The sequence below is a fragment of the Novosphingobium sp. AAP83 genome, from assembly GCF_001295795.1.
Lineage (GTDB): Bacteria > Pseudomonadota > Alphaproteobacteria > Sphingomonadales > Sphingomonadaceae > Novosphingobium.
Genome location: NZ_LJHY01000027.1, coordinates 1 through 18977 on the forward strand (window position 1 = coordinate 1; position 18977 = coordinate 18977).

The 18977-nt window shown below is 59.2% G+C and carries 17 protein-coding genes; 9 read left to right on the forward strand and 8 right to left on the reverse strand.

Translation table 11 applies throughout. From position 1 onward, the window contains the following. Positions 1-18: 18 nt before the first annotated feature. Entirely contained in the window at positions 19-1131 is a 1113-nt protein-coding gene (locus tag IP81_RS14855; protein ID WP_082356203.1) for a flavin-dependent monooxygenase, read from the reverse strand. A 352-nt stretch (positions 1132-1483) separates the two neighbouring features. On the opposite strand from IP81_RS14855, the gene IP81_RS14860 reads away from it, so the two are divergent. The 8 genes from IP81_RS14860 to IP81_RS14895 all read left to right on the forward strand — a co-directional run bounded on the left by IP81_RS14860 (position 1484) and on the right by IP81_RS14895 (position 8246). Then, positions 1484-2695: an acyl-CoA dehydrogenase family protein gene (locus IP81_RS14860; RefSeq protein WP_054108801.1), complete on the forward strand. Its 1212-nt coding sequence runs from the start codon at positions 1484-1486 to the stop codon at positions 2693-2695. Positions 2696-2709: 14 nt separating this feature from the next. Beyond that, positions 2710-3540 carry an alpha/beta fold hydrolase gene (locus tag IP81_RS14865; protein WP_054108802.1) on the forward strand — a complete coding sequence of 277 codons (831 nt, stop codon included), beginning with the start codon at positions 2710-2712 and terminating at the stop codon, positions 3538-3540. Then, a complete protein-coding gene (locus IP81_RS14870) occupies positions 3527-4321 on the forward strand; it encodes a fumarylacetoacetate hydrolase family protein (protein ID WP_054108803.1) in 795 nt (264 codons plus the stop codon). The genes IP81_RS14865 and IP81_RS14870 overlap by 14 nt, the downstream gene beginning before the upstream one ends. Positions 4322-4331: 10 nt before the next feature. After that, positions 4332-5270 (forward strand): acetaldehyde dehydrogenase (acetylating), encoded by a 939-nt coding sequence (locus IP81_RS14875; protein ID WP_054108804.1) that lies wholly within the window; start codon positions 4332-4334, stop codon positions 5268-5270. Positions 5271-5284: 14 nt separating this feature from the next. After that, positions 5285-6325 (forward strand): 4-hydroxy-2-oxovalerate aldolase, encoded by a 1041-nt coding sequence (dmpG, locus tag IP81_RS14880; protein WP_054108805.1) that lies wholly within the window; start codon positions 5285-5287, stop codon positions 6323-6325. A gap of 68 nt (positions 6326-6393) precedes the next feature. Further along, the gene (locus tag IP81_RS14885) at positions 6394-7164 is read left to right on the forward strand and encodes an SDR family oxidoreductase (protein WP_054108806.1); all 771 of its coding nucleotides are present in this window, start codon (positions 6394-6396) and stop codon (positions 7162-7164) included. A gap of 11 nt (positions 7165-7175) precedes the next feature. Further along, entirely contained in the window at positions 7176-7706 is a 531-nt protein-coding gene (locus IP81_RS14890; RefSeq protein ID WP_082356200.1) for an SRPBCC domain-containing protein, read from the forward strand. Between the two features lie 6 nt (positions 7707-7712). After that, positions 7713-8246: a nuclear transport factor 2 family protein gene (locus tag IP81_RS14895; protein WP_054108807.1), complete on the forward strand. Its 534-nt coding sequence runs from the start codon at positions 7713-7715 to the stop codon at positions 8244-8246. A 137-nt stretch (positions 8247-8383) separates the two neighbouring features. Here the strand turns inward: IP81_RS14895 and IP81_RS14900 are convergent, their stop codons facing one another. After that, positions 8384-9817 carry a DUF6880 family protein gene (locus IP81_RS14900; RefSeq protein ID WP_054108808.1) on the reverse strand — a complete coding sequence of 478 codons (1434 nt, stop codon included), beginning with the start codon at positions 9815-9817 and terminating at the stop codon, positions 8384-8386. Positions 9818-10079: 262 nt separating this feature from the next. Next, a complete protein-coding gene (locus tag IP81_RS14905; protein ID WP_054108809.1) occupies positions 10080-10871 on the reverse strand; it encodes an AraC family transcriptional regulator in 792 nt (263 codons plus the stop codon). Positions 10872-10965: 94 nt separating this feature from the next. On the opposite strand from IP81_RS14905, the gene IP81_RS14910 reads away from it, so the two are divergent. Beyond that, positions 10966-11718, forward strand: a complete 753-nt coding sequence (locus IP81_RS14910; RefSeq protein WP_054108810.1) for a phytanoyl-CoA dioxygenase family protein — start codon at positions 10966-10968, stop codon at positions 11716-11718. On the opposite strand, the gene IP81_RS14915 is transcribed toward IP81_RS14910, so the two are convergent. The 5 genes from IP81_RS14915 to IP81_RS14935 form a co-directional block, all read right to left on the reverse strand. Continuing rightward, entirely contained in the window at positions 11715-12617 is a 903-nt protein-coding gene (locus IP81_RS14915; protein ID WP_197274653.1) for an ROK family protein, read from the reverse strand. The two genes, IP81_RS14910 and IP81_RS14915, sit on opposite strands and share 4 nt — an antisense overlap. Continuing rightward, positions 12610-13911, reverse strand: a complete 1302-nt coding sequence (locus IP81_RS14920) for an MFS transporter (protein ID WP_054108811.1) — start codon at positions 13909-13911, stop codon at positions 12610-12612. Before IP81_RS14920 ends, IP81_RS14915 begins: the two co-directional genes overlap by 8 nt. After that, the gene (locus IP81_RS14925) at positions 13872-15140 is read right to left on the reverse strand and encodes a trehalase family glycosidase (RefSeq protein ID WP_197274654.1); all 1269 of its coding nucleotides are present in this window, start codon (positions 15138-15140) and stop codon (positions 13872-13874) included. The genes IP81_RS14920 and IP81_RS14925 overlap by 40 nt, the downstream gene beginning before the upstream one ends. Then, positions 15137-16375: a glycerate kinase gene (locus IP81_RS14930; RefSeq protein ID WP_054108812.1), complete on the reverse strand. Its 1239-nt coding sequence runs from the start codon at positions 16373-16375 to the stop codon at positions 15137-15139. Before IP81_RS14930 ends, IP81_RS14925 begins: the two co-directional genes overlap by 4 nt. Positions 16376-16457: 82 nt before the next feature. Next, complete coding sequence (locus IP81_RS14935; RefSeq protein WP_054108813.1) at positions 16458-18956, reverse strand: TonB-dependent siderophore receptor; 2499 nt, start codon at positions 18954-18956, stop codon at positions 16458-16460. Positions 18957-18977: the final 21 nt, after the last annotated feature.

Below are 18977 nucleotides of genomic sequence, written 5' to 3' on the forward strand. Positions count from 1 at the left end.
CCCCCCCCCCCAGCCGTATCACACGAAGTAATCGGCGTTCTGGCCACCCATCAGCACGGTAGCGTAATTGCGGGCAAAGCCGACCGGATTGTTGGCCACATGCGCGCGTGACATGCGGACATCGCGCCACAGATCCTGAAACGCGCTGTCGCTATAGACCGAGCGCCCGCCAGCCACATCCATCAACAGGTCCATCGCTTCAATGCAGCGATCCGCCACAAGGCTGGCCTGATAGCGGTAGCGGACACGATCTTCGATTGAAGGCTTCCACTGCGCCGCTTCCATCGCCTTGAAATTGCTAACCATGACAGTCAGGCATTCTTCCGCAAGGTTTGATGCGCGCGCAATCCGGTCCAGCACGTCGGGATCCGTCGCGCTTTTGCTCATATCAGTAGAGGACAGGCCGACGCGATCCTTGAAAAGCGTCAGCGCATGGCGCACCGCACCAATGGCGCTGGTGTTGACCACGCGAATAAACACTTGCGCCCATGGCAGGTCATAGGCCGCGCTTGTCTGGTGGTGAACAGAGTTGAAACCATCCATCTGCTTGTGCGTGCGATGCTCGGGCACAAACACGGGTTGATCAATCACGATGTCATTCGATCCAGTGCCCTGAAGGCCCATCGTGTGCCAGGTATCCTCGATCCGGTAATCGCTGGCGGGAACCAAAAAGGTGCGATAACCATCGCCGGGGATCACGCCGCCCAGCAACACCCAGTTGCAATGCAGGCACCCGCTTGACCAACCCCAGCGCCCCGACAGCATGAAACCGCCGTCTGCCGCTTCGGCTTTGGCCCCGACCGGGTTGTAAGAGCTGGAGATCATCGCATCCGGGCCATCGGCAAAGACTTCGTCCTGCGTCTGCGGAGCCATCAGCGCGATCTGGTAATTGTGGACCGCCACGATGCCCAGCGCCCAGGCCGTGCTCATATCGCGTTCGGCAATGGCAATCTGGTCGACGAAGAAATCCTGCGGGGTTCCTTCCCGCCCGCCATGGCTCGCTGGTGTAAAGTGGCGGAAGAACCCGTCCTCGCGCAGCGCCGACACCACCGCATCGGATATGCGGCGGGCTTTGCGGCCTTCTGATCCATGCGCCGCGACGAGATCCAGTGTCTTGCCCGAGATCGCCATGCCTTCAACTCCCCAAGAATACATGCGTAGCTTAAAAAGCCATTGTTTACGCATAAATTGATTCTGTTGGCAAATAGTCGATAATTTGCCAGTTTAACACTCGAAAAATCACCTGTTTGCCCAAAAAGGCAATTGCCACACACTGCTGTTCAACGCGCTCTCCGGCCAAAATGCCTTGAACATTGCGGCAAGGCACCCTGTGTAGCCTGAGTGGCCAAAAACACGCAAAATCTGACATTATCAAAAGAGATATGGGTTTTTAATTGACGATTTGCGTATCCGATGCAATCTTTAATTACGAATGCGGCGCGCCATATGGGCCTCGCGATTCGGTTTGGAGGGGGTTCGAAAAATGGCCAGCGCAGTTGCTATGCCGCGTGCAGATGCGCTCCGTTCAGCAAGTGAACTCGTGGCCCTCGCCCGCGCCATGATCCCGACCTTGCAAAAACGCGCACACCAATGCGTTGCCGATCGCGATGTGCCCGCCGCTTCGATTGCTGAAATGCACGAAGCGGGCTTTTTCCGTATCCTCCAGCCAAAGCGCTGGGGCGGCTACGAAATGCACCCGAACGTCTTTTACGATGTGCAAAAAGCCCTCGCCGAAGGCTGCATGTCCACCGGCTGGATGTATGGCGTGGTCGGTTGCCACCCCTATGAAATCGCACTTTTCCATGAACAAGCGCAAGCCGAAGTCTGGGGCGATGACACCGCCACGCTGGTTTCGTCATCCTATCAGCCGGTCGGCAAAGTAACCACGGTTGAGGGCGGCTTCCGCCTGTCGGGTCGCTGGGGCTTTTCCACCGGCTCGGTTCATTGCCAATGGGTCGTGCTGGGCGCACTGGTTCCGCCTGCAATCGCAGGTGGCGCTCCAGAAATGCGGGCCTTCCTGCTGCCGCGTTCCGATTATGTGATCGATACAGATTGCTGGCACGTGTTCGGCTTGCAGGGCACCGGCAGCCACGATGTTATCGTTGATGATGTGTTCGTACCCGAACACCGCACACACCGTTCGGTCGATGGTTTCCTTTGCACCAATCCCGGGCAGGAAACCAACACCGGTCCGCTTTACACCCTGCCTTGGGCACAAGTGTTCATGCGATCGGTCTCGACCGCTGCATTTGGTGGCGCACGTGCTGCGATCAATGCTGCGCGGGAAATCGGTGCTTCGCGCGTTTCGACCAACACCGGCAAAGCATCCAAGGACGATCCCTTCTTGATGGCCGCTATCGCCCGCGCCCACGCCGAAGTCACTGAAATGGAAACAACCCTGCGCGTAACCTTCGAAGACCTGATGGATATTGCCGAGCTTGGGCAACCGATCCCGATGGAAAAGCGCACGCTTTATGCCTACAACTCGGCCAGTGTGGTGCGCCGCATGGCCGATCTGGTCGATGATATGGTCAAGCTTCTGGGCGGCCGTGCGATCTACAATTCCAGCCCGATCCTGCAACCGTGGCTTGATCTGCATGCCGGTCGCGCCCACGTTGCCAACGATCCGGCCAATCGCACCGGCGATGTGGTTGGCGCGATGAGCGGGCAAGCGCCGGGCTTTACTTTTCTTTGACCGGAGCCGCATTCATGGCCGAAATTACCACAACCACCCACCGCGTTTCGGGCGGCTATGACATAGTCATAGCGCAGGCGGGTGATCCATCTGCGCCTGCCGTGGTGTTCATCCACGGCAGCGGTCCGGGTGCATCGGGCGCCTCAAACTTCCGCTCGAACATCGCGGCATTCGTTGATGCCGGTTACCGCGTTCTCCTGCCTGATCTGATCGGCTATGGCGGATCATCAAAGCCTGAGGGCGTTGATTACACGCTGCAATTGTTCACCGACACACTTTATGAAGCGTTGCTTGGCCTTGGCGTCACTTCGGCCAGCCTCGTCGGCAATTCGCTGGGCGGCGGCATTGCCCTGCAAATGACGCTTGATCACCCCTGCTTCACCCGAAATCTGGTGCTGATGGCACCAGGCTGCGTGGCAGAGCGCGAAAGCTATTTCGTCATGCCCGGCATTGCCAAGATGATGTCAAACTTCGGCAGCCCCGATTTCAATCTGGCGGAACAGAAGCGCCTTGTCAGCAATCTGGTCCACCCAGATTTTGCCCCTAACATCCCAGATGCTCTGGTGGCAGAGCGCTTTGAAGTGGCGCGCACCCAGCCCAAGGATGTACTGATGCGCATGCGCACGCCCGATCTTTCGCCACGCCTGCCCGAAATCACCCAGCCCATCTTCGTGCTATGGGGCCTGAACGACGAGTTCTGCCCCGAAGCACACGCACGCCGCTTCCTTGATCACTGCCCCGATGTCCGTGCGATCACTTTTGCCCGCACCGGCCACTGGGTGCAGGTGGAACGCGCCGCTGAATTCAACGCTTATGCTGTCGAGTTTCTCAATGCCCGCCGATAAGATCAAAACCTATGGAGCGGCGCTTTATGATGCCCTGCGCCAGCGTAAAACCATTGCCCCGCTGATCGATCAGGACCCGTCGCTCACACTCGACGATGCCTATGCCATCAACCTTGATTTCCTGTCGCGCCGGGTGGCCGATGGGGAACGGGTCGTCGGCAAGAAAATAGGCGTCACCAGCAAGGCCGTGCAGGATATGCTGGGCGTGCACCAGCCGGACTTCGGCTTCCTGACCGACTGGATGCATGTCGAAGGCGACATCGATATTGACGCCAAGGCCCTGATCGCTCCGCGCGCCGAGGCTGAAATCGCGTTCATCCTAAAACGCAGCCTCAATGGCCCCGGCATAACCGCTGCCGATGTTCTGGCCGCCACCGAAAGCGTCGCGCCCTGCTTTGAAATCGTTGATAGCCGGATCGACGACTGGAAGATCAAAATCATAGATACCGTCTCGGACAACGCAAGCTGCGGCGTCTATGTGATAGGCACGGAGCGACTTGCCCCCACAGGGCTTGATCTGCCCAATCTGCACGTTGCCGTGACCAAGAATGGCGAGCTGCTGTCAGAAGGTTATGGCCATGCCGTGCAAGGTGATCCGGCACAGGCGGTGGCGTGGCTGGCCAACACCCTTGGCGCTTATGGCGTCACGCTGGATGCAGGTGATGTGATCCTGTCGGGTAGCCTGGTCCCCCTCGCCCCGGCGATCAAAGGCGACCGTTTCGAAATGACCTTGAGCAATGCAGATGGCCCTCTGGGCACCTGCGTTGCGAACTTCGTGTAAGGACCACTCAATGGCACGCGTAAAGGCCGCAATCATCGGTTCGGGCAATATCGGCACCGATCTGATGATGAAGATGATCAAATATCCGCAGAACATGGAACTGGCCATTGTCGTGGGCATCGACGAAAACTCCGAAGGCCTCGCCATGGCGCGCAAACACGGCATCGCCACCACCCACGAAGGCCTTGAAGGTCTGCTCAAGCACCCGCTGTACAAGGACATCGGCATCGCATTCGATGCTACCAGCGCCTATGCCCACAAGGCCCATGACGAAGCCTTGCGCGCCGATGGCATTCAGGTGGTCGATCTAACGCCTGCCGCCATCGGCCCCTTCATCGTGCCGCCAGTCAACATGGAAGCCAACCTTGGCGCGTCGAACGTCAACATGGTCACCTGCGGCGGACAAGCCACGATTCCGATGGTTGCTGCGGTCAGCCGCGTTGGCAAAGTGCACTATGCTGAAATCGTGGCGTCCGTGTCCTCGCGCTCTGCCGGCCCCGGCACGCGCGCCAATATCGATGAATTCACCCGCACCACCGCCCGCGCCATCGAGGAAGTGGGCGGCGCAACGCGTGGCAAGGCGATCATCATCCTCAACCCCGCCGAACCGCCGATGATCATGCGCGATACAGTGTTTACGCTTTCGGAAGGCGCGGATGAAGATGAAATCCGCCAGTCCGTCAAGGACATGGTGGCCGAAGTGCAAAAGTATGTTCCGGGCTATCGCCTGAAACAGGAAGTCCAGTTCGAACGCTATGGCGATAACAACAAGCTGAAGATTCCCGGCCAGGGCGAATTCTCCGGCGTCAAATCGATGATCATGCTCGAAGTCGAAGGCGCGGGCGATTATCTGCCCAGCTATTCGGGCAATCTCGACATCATGACCGCCGCCGCCAAAGCCACGGGCGAATTGCTCGCAGCGCGCCGCATGGCCGCAGCGGCCGCTTGAAGGAGACCCGGACAATGACCTCAACCTTCAACGTGGAAGCGGGCGACAAGCTCTATATCCAGGACGTCACCCTGCGCGATGGCATGCACGCCATCCGCCACATGTATGGCATCGATCAGGTCAAGGCGATTGCCAGCGCCATCGACAAAGCGGGCGTGGACGCCATCGAAGTGGCGCATGGCGATGGCCTTTCGGGCGCCAGCTTCAACTATGGCTTTGGCGCACACACCGATTGGGAATGGCTTGAAGCCGTGGCAGAGGTGCTGACCACTTGTGTGCTCACCACGCTCATCCTGCCCGGCGTCGGCACGGTCGAGGAACTCAAGCGCGCTTATGATATCGGTGTGCGCTCGGTCCGCGTCGCCACGCACTGCACCGAAGCAGACGTGTCAAGGCAGCACATCGGCATCGCCCGCGATCTCGGCATGGACGTCTCGGGCTTCCTGATGATGAGCCATATGATCGAGCCTGAACTGTTAGCCAAGCAGGCCCTGCTAATGGAAAGCTACGGCGCGCAATGCATCTATGTCACCGACAGCGGCGGCGCGCTCGATATGGACGGCGTGCGCGCACGGTTTGAAGCTTATGACCGCGTGTTGAAGCCCGAAACGCAGCGCGGCATGCATGCCCACCACAACCTTTCGCTGGGCGTTGCCAACTCGATTGTCGCGGCACAGTGCGGCGCGGTGCGTATTGATGCCAGCCTTACCGGCATGGGCGCGGGCGCAGGCAATGCGCCGCTCGAAGTGTTCGTCGCTGCCGCTGACCGCAAGGGCTGGAACCACGGCTGCGATGTGATGATGCTGATGGACGCCGCCGAAGACATCGTGCGCCCGATGCAGGACCGCCCCGTGCGGGTCGACCGTGAAACGCTCGCCCTTGGCTATGCCGGGGTTTACTCCAGTTTCCTGCGTCACGCCGAAAAGGCCGCCGAGACATACGGTATCGACACGCGCACGATCCTTGTCGAATTGGGCCGCCGCAAGATGGTGGGCGGTCAGGAAGATATGATCGTCGATGTCGCGCTTGATATCATCAAACAACGCGGGGGCTGATACCCTCGCAAACACCAGCGCAAAAAAAAACGGACAAAAGTCCACGCGCCATACCGGGAGAGAAGCACATGATCCTGAAAGACAAGGTCGTCATCGTGACAGGCGCAGGCCCCGGCATGGGGCAAGCCGCCTGTCGCGGTGCAGCGCGTGAAGGCGCAAAAGTCGTCATCACCGCGCGTTCGAAGCAAGCTATCGAAGAAGTGGCGCAGGAAATCGTCGCCGCAGGAGGCGAAGCCATCGCCGTGCCGCTCGACGTGACTGACATGGACCAGTGCAAGGCCGCCGCACAGGCCGCTGTCAGCAAATGGGGTCGCATCGACGGCCTGATCAACTCGGCTTATTATCACCCTGATTGGGGGCCGCTGATCGAACATGATGTCGAACAGGTACTACAGGCATTCAACGTGGGCGCAGCAGGCGCTTTGCGCATGGCGATGGCCATCTACCCGACAATGAAAGCACAAGGCTCAGGCTCCATCGTCAACATCTCTACCCTGTGCACACGCAAGCCGATGCCGGGTGAAGGTGGCTATGGCATGGCCAAGGGCGCGCTCAATCACATGACCCGGCATCTCGCAGTCGAATTCGGTGGCACCGGCATACGCGTCAACACCGCGCTGATGGGCTGGATGATGGGCGCACCACTGGAAGGCTTTATTCAGGGCCTTGGCGAAGGTGCCGATGCCTTCCGCACCCAGCGTGCCAGCGAAATCCCGGTGGGCCATATCCCGCGTGATGCCGATTGCGCCAAAGCGGTCTACTTTCTGCTTTCGGACTATGCCTCGGAAATCACCGGCGCAATGCTCGATGTCAACGGCGGCGATTGGGTCGCAGCATAAGGGAGCCTGCCATGCTGCTCGACTGGATGAACAGCCACCCTTCGCTCGCCGATGATCCGGTATCAGGACTTGATCCTGATGCCATCACCGTCAGCGATACGGTAGAAATCGCCGCCCCTGCCCGCATGGTATGGGCGGTGTTGACCGATATGGCGCACTATAACGAATGGAACCCGTTTTGCGTCAAAGCCGAATCCACGCTGGAGATGGGTGCGGCGGTGCACATGAAACTAATGAACTATGCCGTACCCGGCAGTATTGTGCCCAATTGCGAATTCATCTGCGCGAATGAACCCGAACGCCTGCTGTCATGGGCGATGATCCACAGTGAAGAATGGCCCTACCCTGCCCGTCGCGATCAGGTGATCGAACCGACAGGTCCCGAAAGCTGCCGCTACTTCAGCACCGATGCCTTCCTCGGCATCAATGGTATCCACGTGTTCCGCTTTGCCGGACCATGGGTAAAACGCGCATTCGATGACACCGGCCGCGCGTTAAAGGCACGCGCCGAAGCACTCTATGCCAACGAACAGAAAGCCTGATTCGCCATGCCGTTCACCCTGCAACAATTGTCCGACATCGAGGAAATCAAGATCCTCAAGCACCGCTATTTCCGGGGCATCGATACCGGAGATCAAGCGCTTCTGGCCGATATATTCGTCGAAAATGTCGCCTGCACCTATAACGGCGGCACCTATAAAGTGTCGCTCAAAGGCCGCGCGGCAATGCTCGAATTCCTCGCCAACTCGTTCCATTCGGGCGCAGCGGCAATGCATATCGGGATCATGCCTGAAGTGGCGATCACCGGCGACAATACCGCCACCGGCATTTGGTACCTGCAAGACGTGTTCATCGATCTCGAAAAGGATGACCACACTTTCGGCACCGCAATCTATACCGACACTTATCGCCGCGAAGGCGGGGTCTGGCGGATTGAAAGCACCTATTATGATCGCGTGATAGAAGTCCTTACCAAGTTCAGCCAAACCGGCGGCCATCTATCGGTCCAGCGCCTTGCCACCACGGGCCGCAAACCTGATGAGCGTACCGATATAAGCCACCTTATCCAATGGGATACCTGATCTAAGCCCAGCCGTAATTGACGGGGTCCTGCTCAACAGACGAATTACATATTGCGTGTTGACCTGTTTGGTCCTGACCCTAAGACAACCGGCTTGCATAAGGTTCATATTACAGCGAATAGAGCGACATATCCGCGCTATGTGCTCCAAAAGGCGGTCTTGCGCCGATGCAGCGTGCGTAAATGCGCCACATAGGCAGCATGATCCCGCCTATCGCCAAAATCCTCGATGCGTTTCGCCAGATGCTCGCACGTCTTTAAATGGCGGGCGGCATGGCCATAGCGCTTGGTCCGAGAGTGGATCAACGAATAGTCGATCATCGCCCGCAGCATCAGGGTCGCGGGAAGGGGATGGCGCAGTTCCAGCACCTCGGCTCCGGAGGTCAGCAACTCATAGCAATTGCCATCAAGTTCGCCTTGGCGCGCCATAACCAGGTTTGCAGCAAGATCATGAGCAGGCCAGTTGATGAGGAACGCTAGGGCCTGATGGAAATCTGCCGATTGGCTGACATGGGCCAGCGCCCGAGTTTCTGCCTCTTCGTCATCAAAATCGGGTAGCCTTTTGATATGTGCGCGTAAGTATTCGGCATTCAACGTACGCTCGAATGTAGCCCAGCGCTCGGCTTGTGCGTCCTCGCCGCGTCCCACTGCATCGAGCGTATCGATCCACACCCGTTGCCAAGCGGGCCAATGCCCGCCTTTGCGAAAATCGGGCGCGGCCAGTGCGAGCGCTGCCATGGCATCGTCAGCCCGCCCCACCGCCAACATGCGTTCGGCAATCCGTGCAGCAATTGCGGGGTTGGAGCGCTCTTGCGCTGAAAAAAGGACCGCATAGCCATCGACATCGCCCAATGCATCGGCGATTTCAGTCAGAGCGGATTGGACCATCCGGGTATGATGGTGAACTGCAAAATCATCTTCATACAAAGGCCCATTCAATCCATGCCCGATCATCCGCCGTTCGGCATTTTTGGAGCGCGCCGGCGGTTGCGCAGCCAGCTTTTCGAATTTGGCCTTCAGCAGTTCCAACCCATCGCGGCCTAGTGGTTTGGCCAGCATCGCAATCAGTCCATCGAACTGGCCATAATCATTGGCGACAACTCCCTCGAACACCCGGTCCGCCAGCGCCGAAGATGCAAGTCCTGCTCTCTCACCAATCGCGCCAAGGTCGGCTCGCGCAATGGCAATCACGTTGCTGATCGTACCATTTCCGTCATCGCACCGTTCATGAATCGAAGGTGCCATCGCCAGGATCCGCCATAACAGGTCGAATGCCTCAGCCGGTGCAGCGGGCGCAACATACGTCGTAATCGCGATCCGCTGCGTTTCTAGATCGAGCGCTAGCGCCTTGATCTTGCGCCAATCGACAAACGAACGCGCCTTGGCAATTGTCACAAGCCGCTTGCGTATTTCTGCCGCAACATCCGCTCCACCGCTGCGACTGGCAAGTTCAAGTCGTAGCCTACGCTTCATCGCAGCATCGCCTACAGACAGTTCGAGCACCAGTGCCGCTAGGCGTTCGGCGCCAAGCCCGGCAAGGTTCTTGGCATTCAGTGTCTTTTCGGAAGCCATTACGCTGCCTTTGCAAGCTGCCTAGAAGACGTCAACCGCCTGTCGCCGTGAATTCTTGCAAAATGGAGGTCCTGCTCGCCTTGTCTTTGTCGGCTATTGGCCCAAAGAGGCGATCACGAAGAACGGAGCGAACGTCGTAATCCTGGTGGCTGCCGCCGGAAGCAAACGCCGTCTCGTTTGACGAAGCCCTAGAATGCTGCCGCTCGCCAAAACAAGAGGATCCGTCAGTACACGCGACTCTCGCCTATTTTGTTCTTGCTGATCACCGGTCTGGATCAACGATCTTTGCACTGGTTTTTATGCGAACCCCACTTGGGCTAGAGCCCAGCATGGACTTCACAAATTTGTTGAAATGCTGTGCATCGGGAACGCCGCACCGTTCTGCAACTCGCCAGATTGGCAAGTCAGTCGACTCCAGCAGAAATCGGGCGTGTTCGGCCCGGCGTTGCAGCAGGCGATGCAAAGCTGTTATGCCAAACCTCTGCCGAAACACTCTGTTGAGGTGCACCTGTGATCGTCCTGCCGCCGCCGCAATCTCTTTGAGGCCTATTGGTCGGTCGAAGTGATTGTCGATGAACTGGGCAGCAGCGGCAGCTGCATCATTTCGCGGCAAAGGGTTTGATTGCCGGGCCGCCGAAAGCAGAAGGTCCTGCGCTCCGATGCGGGCAGCGTGGAAGCCGATATCGTCGCTGGCAGTGGCGAACTGCCAACTGACATGGGCAAACTTTTCACGCAGGTGGGCACAGCCAGCCAGATGCAAAGAAATCGGAGCTGACGGCCCACCACACTGATCAATCTGAAAGTGGATGCACCAATGTCGCCCCGGCTTTGGGAGATTATACATAGTGGGCATTCCGGCCGGACTGAGTGTCAGATCGCCGGGCGCGATCGTAATGTGTTCTCCGGCCAAGCGCATTTCAGCGGCGTAACCATGCAGGTGCAATGCATGGGTGTTCCCTTGATGGACGGTTGAGAAATCCCGGTCAGTCAACAGAAACTGTCCAGCCACCTTGATCGTCGCCAAATTTTCCAGCGGCAATTTCCAATCCGGCATATTCTATTTTCTACCACAAAAAGCCGTTTGCACCAATTGCGCAATCGAGTTGAAGTGGACAGTTTCATGGAAATTCCGAGGAAGCGCAACCGCCATGCTTAATGCTGAACAGAAGCTTTTCTACCAAGACAACGGCTATATCCTTGTGCCCGCCATGCTCGACAAGTCCGAAGCTGCAAGCTTGCGGGCCGAAATGCACGCGATTGCCCAAAGCGAAGGACACAGCGATGCCACTTGGGACAGCGTGCGCAACACCGGCACGGCAATCACGCATTGCCACGATGTCCATTTCCGCTCGGCGCTGGTCACCCGCTTGCTGTCTGACCCGCGCCTGACCAGCGTCGCGCAAGACCTGATCGGGCCAAATGTGCAGCTTCATCACAACAAGATGTTCATCAAACCGCCCGCGAAAGGATCACCCTTTCCGATGCATCAGGATTACCCCTACTTTCCGCATCGCGATCATTCGATGATTGCCGTGATCCTGCACCTTGACGATGCGCCCGAGGAAAAAGGCTGTTTGTGCGTCTATCCCGGCACCCACAAACTCGGCCCGCTTCCCGCCTTTGGCAAAGACCACCATGTATCGACAACGTCCTACCCCATCGCACAGGCAACGCCGGTTCCGGCCAAGGCGGGCGATGCAGTATTCTTCCACTACCTCACCGTTCACGGATCGGGCCAGAACCGTTCAGACGAAGCCCGCACCACGCTGCTGATCCAGTTGCGCGATCCTGCCGATGTGCCGCTGGACAACCGTCACGCCTCGCGCGGCCAAGGTATGATGCTGGCTGGCATTGACCCGACCGCCGGATCGTTCAAATTTGCGTGGGAAGAACAGCCCTAAACCCGAACTGCGGCAGTGCTGGAAACCGCGCCCGCCGCGCACAGCATCGCACCGATCACGCCTGCATCCTGCGCCCACGCTGGCGGACAAAGATAGCCTGTTTGCGCAGTCGCGCGCGGGCCGTAAACACCCAGTTGGCGTACCATGGACTGCTGGACGGCGCTGGTCAGGCCGGGAGCAAGACCAACGCCGCCGCCTAACACGATCCGCTGGGGTGAAAGCGTCAGCACAAGATTGCTGCAAAGCTGGCCGAGATAGTCGGCAACCAGCGCAAATTCAGCGCTATCGGGCATGAAATGATCGAGAGACGCCCCGAAGCGGGCCATGATAGCAGGGCCTGCAACAAGGCCTTCGGCGCAGTCATCGTGAAAAGCACAAGTGGATGGCGCGCGGTCATGCGCCAGACGATGCAAAGCAATATGCCCCATTTCGGGGTGCAGCAGTGCAGGCAACAGTTCTCCATTGCTCACGATAGCCCCGCCGATGCCCGTGCCGATGGTCAGGTAAACGCCGATATCCACATCGCGCAAGGCCCCCAGACGCTGCTCGGCAATCGCCGCCGCGCCCACATCGGTGACCAATCGTGCAGGCGCTGCAATACCTTGCGCCAAAGCGCCCATCAGGTTGAAACCGCTCCAACCGGGCTTGTTGGTATCAAGCAGGTGGCCAAAATCAGGCGCCTTGGGGTCCACCACAACCGGGCCAAATGCGCCCACGCCAAGCGCATCAATGCGCAAGCTGCTTTGGTTGAAAAACGCACAGGCATCGGCGATGACCGCAGCGGGATCCCGTGTGGGCACCGTGTGACGGCGCAGAATGGTGCCTGCGCAATTACCGATGGCGAGCACCGTTTTGGTGCCGCCAAGCTCAATCCCGCCGATATAGGCCGAATCATGCACGGGCAGTCTCCGCCTGCATCTGCTGCATCACGCGCCGGATCATCGGACGCCCTGCCAAAAGCGCAACAACCGCAACGACATAGAGCGCGGCCATCATCGTGAAACCGGCGGCCAGCCCGGTGTGGACGGCAATGGCTGGCAGGGCAACGGTCGATACGCCAGCCCCCAGAAAGCCCATCATCGTCATCAGACCTGCCGCCGTGGCGCGGGCGGCATCGGGCATGACATCGTGAAGCGCGGCGTAAATACAGCCATCGAACAGTCCTTTGCCAAAGCTGGTAGCAAACAGCAACGCGCCAACGGTGATGACCGATCCCGCCAAAGGGAACGGCAGCAGAAACAGTGCCGCCAAAGCAAGCCCCAGCGCCAGCACCGTAAAGCGCCCCGTTGGGCTTTTGGCCGCAAACCTGTCAGACATCCATCCGCCCACAAGCACCGAACAAAACCCTGCCGTGGTGATCATCACCGGCCCTACCAAAGCACTGTCGGCAAGGTTCAGCCCCAGCACGTCGTGCGCATAAGTGTTGCACCAGTTCAGCACCGCCGAAGAGGCTGCGGTGGCCAGGAAAAACACCCCGCACAACAATAGCGCCGCCGGGTTGGCAAGGATCAGGAGCAGCGGCTCTCCCGCAGGTTTGCCCATGCGCGTCTTGCTGGAGGGCGCATCATCGCGCAACGTGAACAGCAAGATCGCCAGCACAACGATGCCAAGCGCTGCAAATACCACGAACGGCATCGACCACCCGTATTGATCCGCCAACTTGCCCGCTGCCCATGCGCCAAAGCCGCCTCCTGCAAAAACGGCGGTCTGGTGAATGGCCAGCGCGCGGCTGCGGATCGCCGGTTTGTGCCACGCGCCGATCAGCGCTGTCGCTGTCGGGTAATACGTGGACTCTCCCACCGCGACGAGCGTGCGCATGCCCAGCAGCATGGCAAAACCGGTGGCCACCGGCATAAAGCCCGTGGCCGTGCTCCAAAACAGCAATCCGAACAGGATCATGTTGCGCCGGCGCACGCTGTCACCAATGCGCCCGAACAGGAAGGCGCAAACCGCGTAAGTCCAGAAAAACACCGTATCGATCACGCCAAGCTGGATATCGCTGATGGCAAAGGCATCGCGTAGCAAGGGCTTGACCGCGTTGAGAATGGCGCGGTCTGCCGAATTGAGGAACGAGACGAGCCATAGCAAGCCTACCAGCATCCACGGATAGTGGAGCGATGCCGGTTTGGCGAAACGCCCGGTCATGCGCGCGATCACTTGCCGCACCACGCCAGCCAGATCGCGGCTGTCCACGAAAAATCATCCCCGCCCGAACCTTCGCCCGTTTCCGGGCTGAAGCTTTCAAAGAAGCCGGACTTTTCGATCAGTCGCGCAGAATCGGTGCGGATGCGTTCCGCCCAATCGCTCAGGCCTTGTTCTGCAAGACCGATAGCGGCCATATAATTGACAACCAGCCAGATCGGTCCGCGCCAATAACGACGGTGATCATACTCGCGGCTGCCTGCTTCAAGGCTGGGCAACAGATAGTCAGCGTTGGTGGTCAGCCGGGCAAGCGCCTTGATCAGCCTTGCACGTTGCGTTTCGCTCCCGACACCTGCATAAAACGCAAGGAAACTGGCATTAGTCACGAGGCCAGAGCTTTCCTGCGTGGTTGCATCGCGCGAACAATAGGCTCCCGCCTCTTCGTTCCACAGCCAATCGATCCCGGCTTCAGACAGCGCAATCCGGTCGCCGATTTCAGCAGCCACAGCCGCATCACCAATGGCCTCTGCCATGGCCAACAGATCGCGGTTGGCGCGCAGCAGTTCCATCGACATGCCTACGTCGACCATGCGAAACGGCCCATCGTCAGCGATTTTGCGGTGGTCCCAGCCGCAATTCCTGCCGAACTGGAGGATGGCCACATAGCGATCGTATTCGCTTTGCTTCGGGCGCATGGCGGCATCAACATGGCCGGTATCGCGGCGTTGATAAGTTCCAACGCCAGACGTGTCGACCCGCGCAAGCGCATCGTCCCACTCGCTGGAATTGTCCCGCCCGGTTTCCCAATTGTGCGTCACCATCACCAGCCCGTTGCCCAGCGGATCGCGATAGGTGTGAAACCAGCGGTGGCTGCGCAAGCACGCCGCATAAAGCGCGCGCATGCGGGGGTTGGCCGGGTCTGCCCCTTCTTGTTCCCATAGGCCGCGCACAATTGTGGCCAGCACGGGCGGTTGCGTAATGCCTGATGTGGGCGGCGTCTTGCCGGTGCCCCACACGCCGGGGCCGGGGAAATAGCCATCATCGTTCTGGTGGAACACGATATGCGGGATCATGCCATCATCCCACTGGGCTGAAATCAGTGTCTCGATCTCCTGCCAGGCGCGGTCCCGATCAAACGCCGCAAAACCCAGCGCCACGAAAGCGGAATCCCAGTTCCACTGGAATGGGTAAAGCCCATGCGTCGGCACGGTATACCCGCCACGATCATTGCGTTGCAGGATGTCGCGGGCCTGCTGGTCAAGCACTGGATTGCGGCTCACGGTTTCTCTCCCACGGCGATCAGGCGGATATCGTTGACGTTCGTGCGCGTGGGGCCGGTCATGATCAGACCGCCGGTGCTCGCAAACAGGTCATAGCTGCGGTTCGTTGCAAGGGCGGCTTCGCAGGCTTCGGCGGTGGCACGCGATGCGCTGTCAAAATACCCTCCGGCATTGTCCTCGCTGCCGTCAATACCATCGCTGTCACAAGCCAGCGCGGCAATCGGGGCCCCCTCTGGCAAGGCTGCCATCAGTCCGGTGAGGTATTCGAGATTGGGGCCGCCGCGCCCATCGCGATTGCGCACGGTCACTGTCAGTTCGCCGCCCGAAATCAAAAGGCAGCGGCGTCCTGCTGCCGCATGTTCAAGCGCAAGGGCTGCATGACGATGCCCGATAAACGCTGCATTCCCGCCCAGATCATCGCCAATCCGGATCACATCCCAACCCTTTTGCCGGGCACAAGCGGCGGCTGCATCAAGCGCAGTCACGGCATTGGCGATCACGTGGACCGGGTGGGACGGAACGTCCGGCGCGCTGCCAGCCATGACCAGTTCTTTCAACGCTGCATCAAGCGGCCAGCCGCTGCTTTCCAGTATGGAGAGCGCCCGCTGCGGATCAAACAAGCTCGCAAGCGATGGACCCGATGCCACCACCGCCGGATCATCGCCCACCACATCGGAGATGATGAAGCTGTGCATGTCAGCGCCCGCTGCCGCCGCAGCAGCAGCCAGACGGCCTCCCTTGACCTGCGAAAGATGGCTGCGCACGAAGTTGATGTCGGCAATTGGCACGCCGGATTTCACCAGATGATCGTTGATCTGCGCTTTGCGTTCCAGCGTCAGCCCCGGCAAGGGATCAATCAGCAGCGATGATCCGCCACCCGAGATCAGAAACACGACACGATCACCGGCGCGAGCCGTCGCAGCCAGTTCGCGAATGCGCTGTCCTGCGGCAAGGCTGGCCGCGTCGGGCACCGGATGGCTGGCCTCGATCACGGTAATCGCGCCTGTATGGCCACGCGGGCCATGGCCGAACCGTGTCACGACGCAGCCGGTCACTTCGCCCGACAAGTGCTGTGCTGCAACTTCGGCCATGGCAGCAGCCGCTTTGCCGCAGCCCAGCACAATCGTGCGCCCCTGCGGTTCGTCTTTGGGAAGGCAGCCCGCCAATGCGGCGGGAGCGCTAGCCGCTTCAACGCCAGCCGTGAAGATCAACAGCAGTTCATCGCGCAGCAGCATGACAGACCTCTTTTGCGGCAGTGTCCGGTAATGGTGCGCAAAGACTACCGCTGCGGCAAGTCCGCAGCGGTAGCGGAAGGCATCAGAAGTTATACGTCAGACGGCCCGTGATCCGGCGTGGTAGCACCGGGCGGCCCACAAAGAACGCGCCATTGGCGACTTGGTTGGAATCCTGCCGCGGCGATCCTTCGGTAACGGCATCGGTGTTGAACAGATTGAACACGTTGACGCTCACCCGCAGCGAACCGGTTGCCACCGGCACCTTGTAGCCCGCATCAAGGTTTGCAATGTTCCAGCCATCCAGTTCGATCAGGTTGTTCGATGCGGTAAAGTTCGGGCCGGTATAGTTGGTGAACAGCGACAGATCGAACGCGCCATCATCATAATACAGTCCGGCGTTGTAAAGCAGTTCCGGCTGCCGCTCGACCCGCTTGCCGATGTTGGCAGGCGTGGTGTCAAAGGCTGTGAACTTGCTCTTTTGCAGGGTAATGTTGCCGTTGAAACGCAAGTTCTGCACCAGCCGCACGTCGATCGTGCCTTCCGCGCCATACGATTCAGCGCCCACCAGATTGACCCGTTCAATCAGCCCGCCCTGCCCATCGTTGACGAACAGTACCTGCCGACGATTATCAAGTTTGGTATAGAAGCCGGACACCGTCATGGTCAGGCCCGGCTTACTCATCTTGAAGCCCACCTCGGCCTGCTTGATGATCTCGGCAGTGTAGCTTTGCGTGCCGGGGGAAAGGCTGGCATCGGCTGCCGTACCCGCAGGCAACGGACGGAACGCGGCAGAGCGCAGTTCGGGGAAGAAGAACCCGCGCGATGCATTGGCATAAACGCTCATGTCATCGGTCAGCTTGTAAAGCGCACCTGCCGCCAAGGCCCACTCGGTCACGCTCACATCGCCCGTCAGGAAGCCACCATTGCCCCAGATCACGTCACGCAGCGCTGTTGACAGGTTCGGCGTGGCAGCATCAGTCACCGCCGTTGCTGTGCGTTCGCGACTGATCGCCCCACGCATGTGTTCCACACGGAAACCGATGTCGAAGTTGACGCGGTCCCCGATCTTCATCTGATCGGCGATATAACCGGCATAGCGCTCTGCTTCGTGGCGATTGTTTACATAACCAGCACCGGCATTCAGCAAGCCATTGCGCGAAACCACGGTTTGCGCAGACGTGACCGGGTTGGTGATCGTCAGGTTCACAAGGCGTGGCTGATTGTTGAATTCGGCCAGGAATGTGGTGGTCACATTGCGATCACCGGCGCTGGCATTGCCGTAAAACCCGCCCAGCGTGAAAGCGTGATCGACCGAACCGGTTTGCAACTTCTTGGTAAGGTTCACTTCTGCGGTGAAATCATGGACAGGCCGATCGCGGTCGGTAATGCGATTGGCAAACAGCAGGAAATTGGCCGGCACAGCGCCCCCGCCTGCAAAGGTGAATTGCGCATTGGCCAATGTGCCAAGGCTGCGATTGGTCAAAAAGCTTTGCAGCGTTTCAGGCACGTTGATCACGCCATCGCCATCAGACCACAGGCCGAACTTGTGCTTGTAATCGCTGTACTTCACCCGGCCGTTGAGGCCCCAACCGCTATCTCCGAAGTCCTTTTCGAAGGTCAGCCCAAGCATGCCGCCACGGGTCGAAACGCCCTCACCGATGTCAGACGCAAACGCGCCTCCGCCGGGCGTGTTGAAGCCGAGGTTTGCAGCGAAATCGTTTTGCACCGAATTGACGAGGTTTCCGTCATTTCCGGCAAGCCGCGAGCGCGTTGGCCCGTCCAGCGGTATTGGCAGGTAGAACTGGACCCGGTCATTGATATACTGGCCCAGCAGCTTCACATTGCCACTACCATCGGCGAAACGATATTCCAGATTGCCGCGAAACTGTCCGCCCTTGGTGTCCAGATTGGTGCGGATCGGGCCTTTGTCGATGCGGTAAAAGCCCGACATGCCAAAGTAGAAATTGTTGCCAAGCGGTCCGCTGAGCGCCACATCGCCGCGATACCGGTCGCGCTGCGCTACTTCGAGTTGGACCGTGCCTTCAAGCTGGTCGCCGCCTGATTTGCTGATGTAGTTGATCAGGCCCGCAACCGAGCCAGGACCGAACAAGTTGGAAACACCGCCCCGCACGAATTCCAGACGGCTGATGCCCAGATCGTTGCGCGCGTAAACATCATAAGCCGATGAATTGAGGCCGAAAGAGGAAAGCACCGTCACACCGTCATACATCAGCGGCGTGAACTGGTACTGCCCGCCCGATGGCAGGCCGCGAATGAAGATGTTGGCCGCAACTTCGCCGCCACCGCCATCGGCCTTGATCGACGGGATGGTGTTGAGAATGTCGGCCTGACTGGTCACGCCTGTCCGCGCCAAAGCATCTTCGCCAAGCTGGCTAACCGCAAGTGGCGTATCAAGCGCGACGCGCGAACGGCTTGTGCCGGTAACGATAATTTCCGCGTCAGGTGCGCCTTCAGTTTCTGCGGGATCACCAGCCTGCGTGCTTGCTTGTGCATACACGTTTGTTGGGATCAGGGCCGCCAGCGAAATACCAGCCATGGCTGCTGTCAGAACCAGCTTCATCGACACTCTCCTCACCTGATA

Excerpts from the sequence above, each read along its gene's own strand:
- IP81_RS14905 (WP_054108809.1), bottom strand. The coding sequence starts at position 10,871 with ATGCCGGATTGGAAATTGCCGCTGGAAAATTTGGCGACGATCAAGGTG.
- IP81_RS14860 (WP_054108801.1), top strand. The coding sequence starts at position 1,484 with ATGGCCAGCGCAGTTGCTATGCCGCGTGCAGATGCGCTCCGTTCAGCA.
- IP81_RS14895 (WP_054108807.1), top strand. The coding sequence starts at position 7,713 with ATGCCGTTCACCCTGCAACAATTGTCCGACATCGAGGAAATCAAGATC.
- dmpG (WP_054108805.1), top strand. The coding sequence starts at position 5,285 with ATGACCTCAACCTTCAACGTGGAAGCGGGCGACAAGCTCTATATCCAG.
- IP81_RS14900 (WP_054108808.1), bottom strand. The coding sequence starts at position 9,817 with ATGGCTTCCGAAAAGACACTGAATGCCAAGAACCTTGCCGGGCTTGGC.
- IP81_RS14930 (WP_054108812.1), bottom strand. The coding sequence starts at position 16,375 with ATGCTGCTGCGCGATGAACTGCTGTTGATCTTCACGGCTGGCGTTGAA.
- IP81_RS14885 (WP_054108806.1), top strand. The coding sequence starts at position 6,394 with ATGATCCTGAAAGACAAGGTCGTCATCGTGACAGGCGCAGGCCCCGGC.
- IP81_RS14875 (WP_054108804.1), top strand. The coding sequence starts at position 4,332 with ATGGCACGCGTAAAGGCCGCAATCATCGGTTCGGGCAATATCGGCACC.
- IP81_RS14935 (WP_054108813.1), bottom strand. The coding sequence starts at position 18,956 with ATGAAGCTGGTTCTGACAGCAGCCATGGCTGGTATTTCGCTGGCGGCC.
- IP81_RS14890 (WP_082356200.1), top strand. The coding sequence starts at position 7,176 with ATGCTGCTCGACTGGATGAACAGCCACCCTTCGCTCGCCGATGATCCG.
- IP81_RS14865 (WP_054108802.1), top strand. The coding sequence starts at position 2,710 with ATGGCCGAAATTACCACAACCACCCACCGCGTTTCGGGCGGCTATGAC.
- IP81_RS14910 (WP_054108810.1), top strand. The coding sequence starts at position 10,966 with ATGCTTAATGCTGAACAGAAGCTTTTCTACCAAGACAACGGCTATATC.
- IP81_RS14855 (WP_082356203.1), bottom strand. The coding sequence starts at position 1,131 with ATGGCGATCTCGGGCAAGACACTGGATCTCGTCGCGGCGCATGGATCA.
- IP81_RS14870 (WP_054108803.1), top strand. The coding sequence starts at position 3,527 with ATGCCCGCCGATAAGATCAAAACCTATGGAGCGGCGCTTTATGATGCC.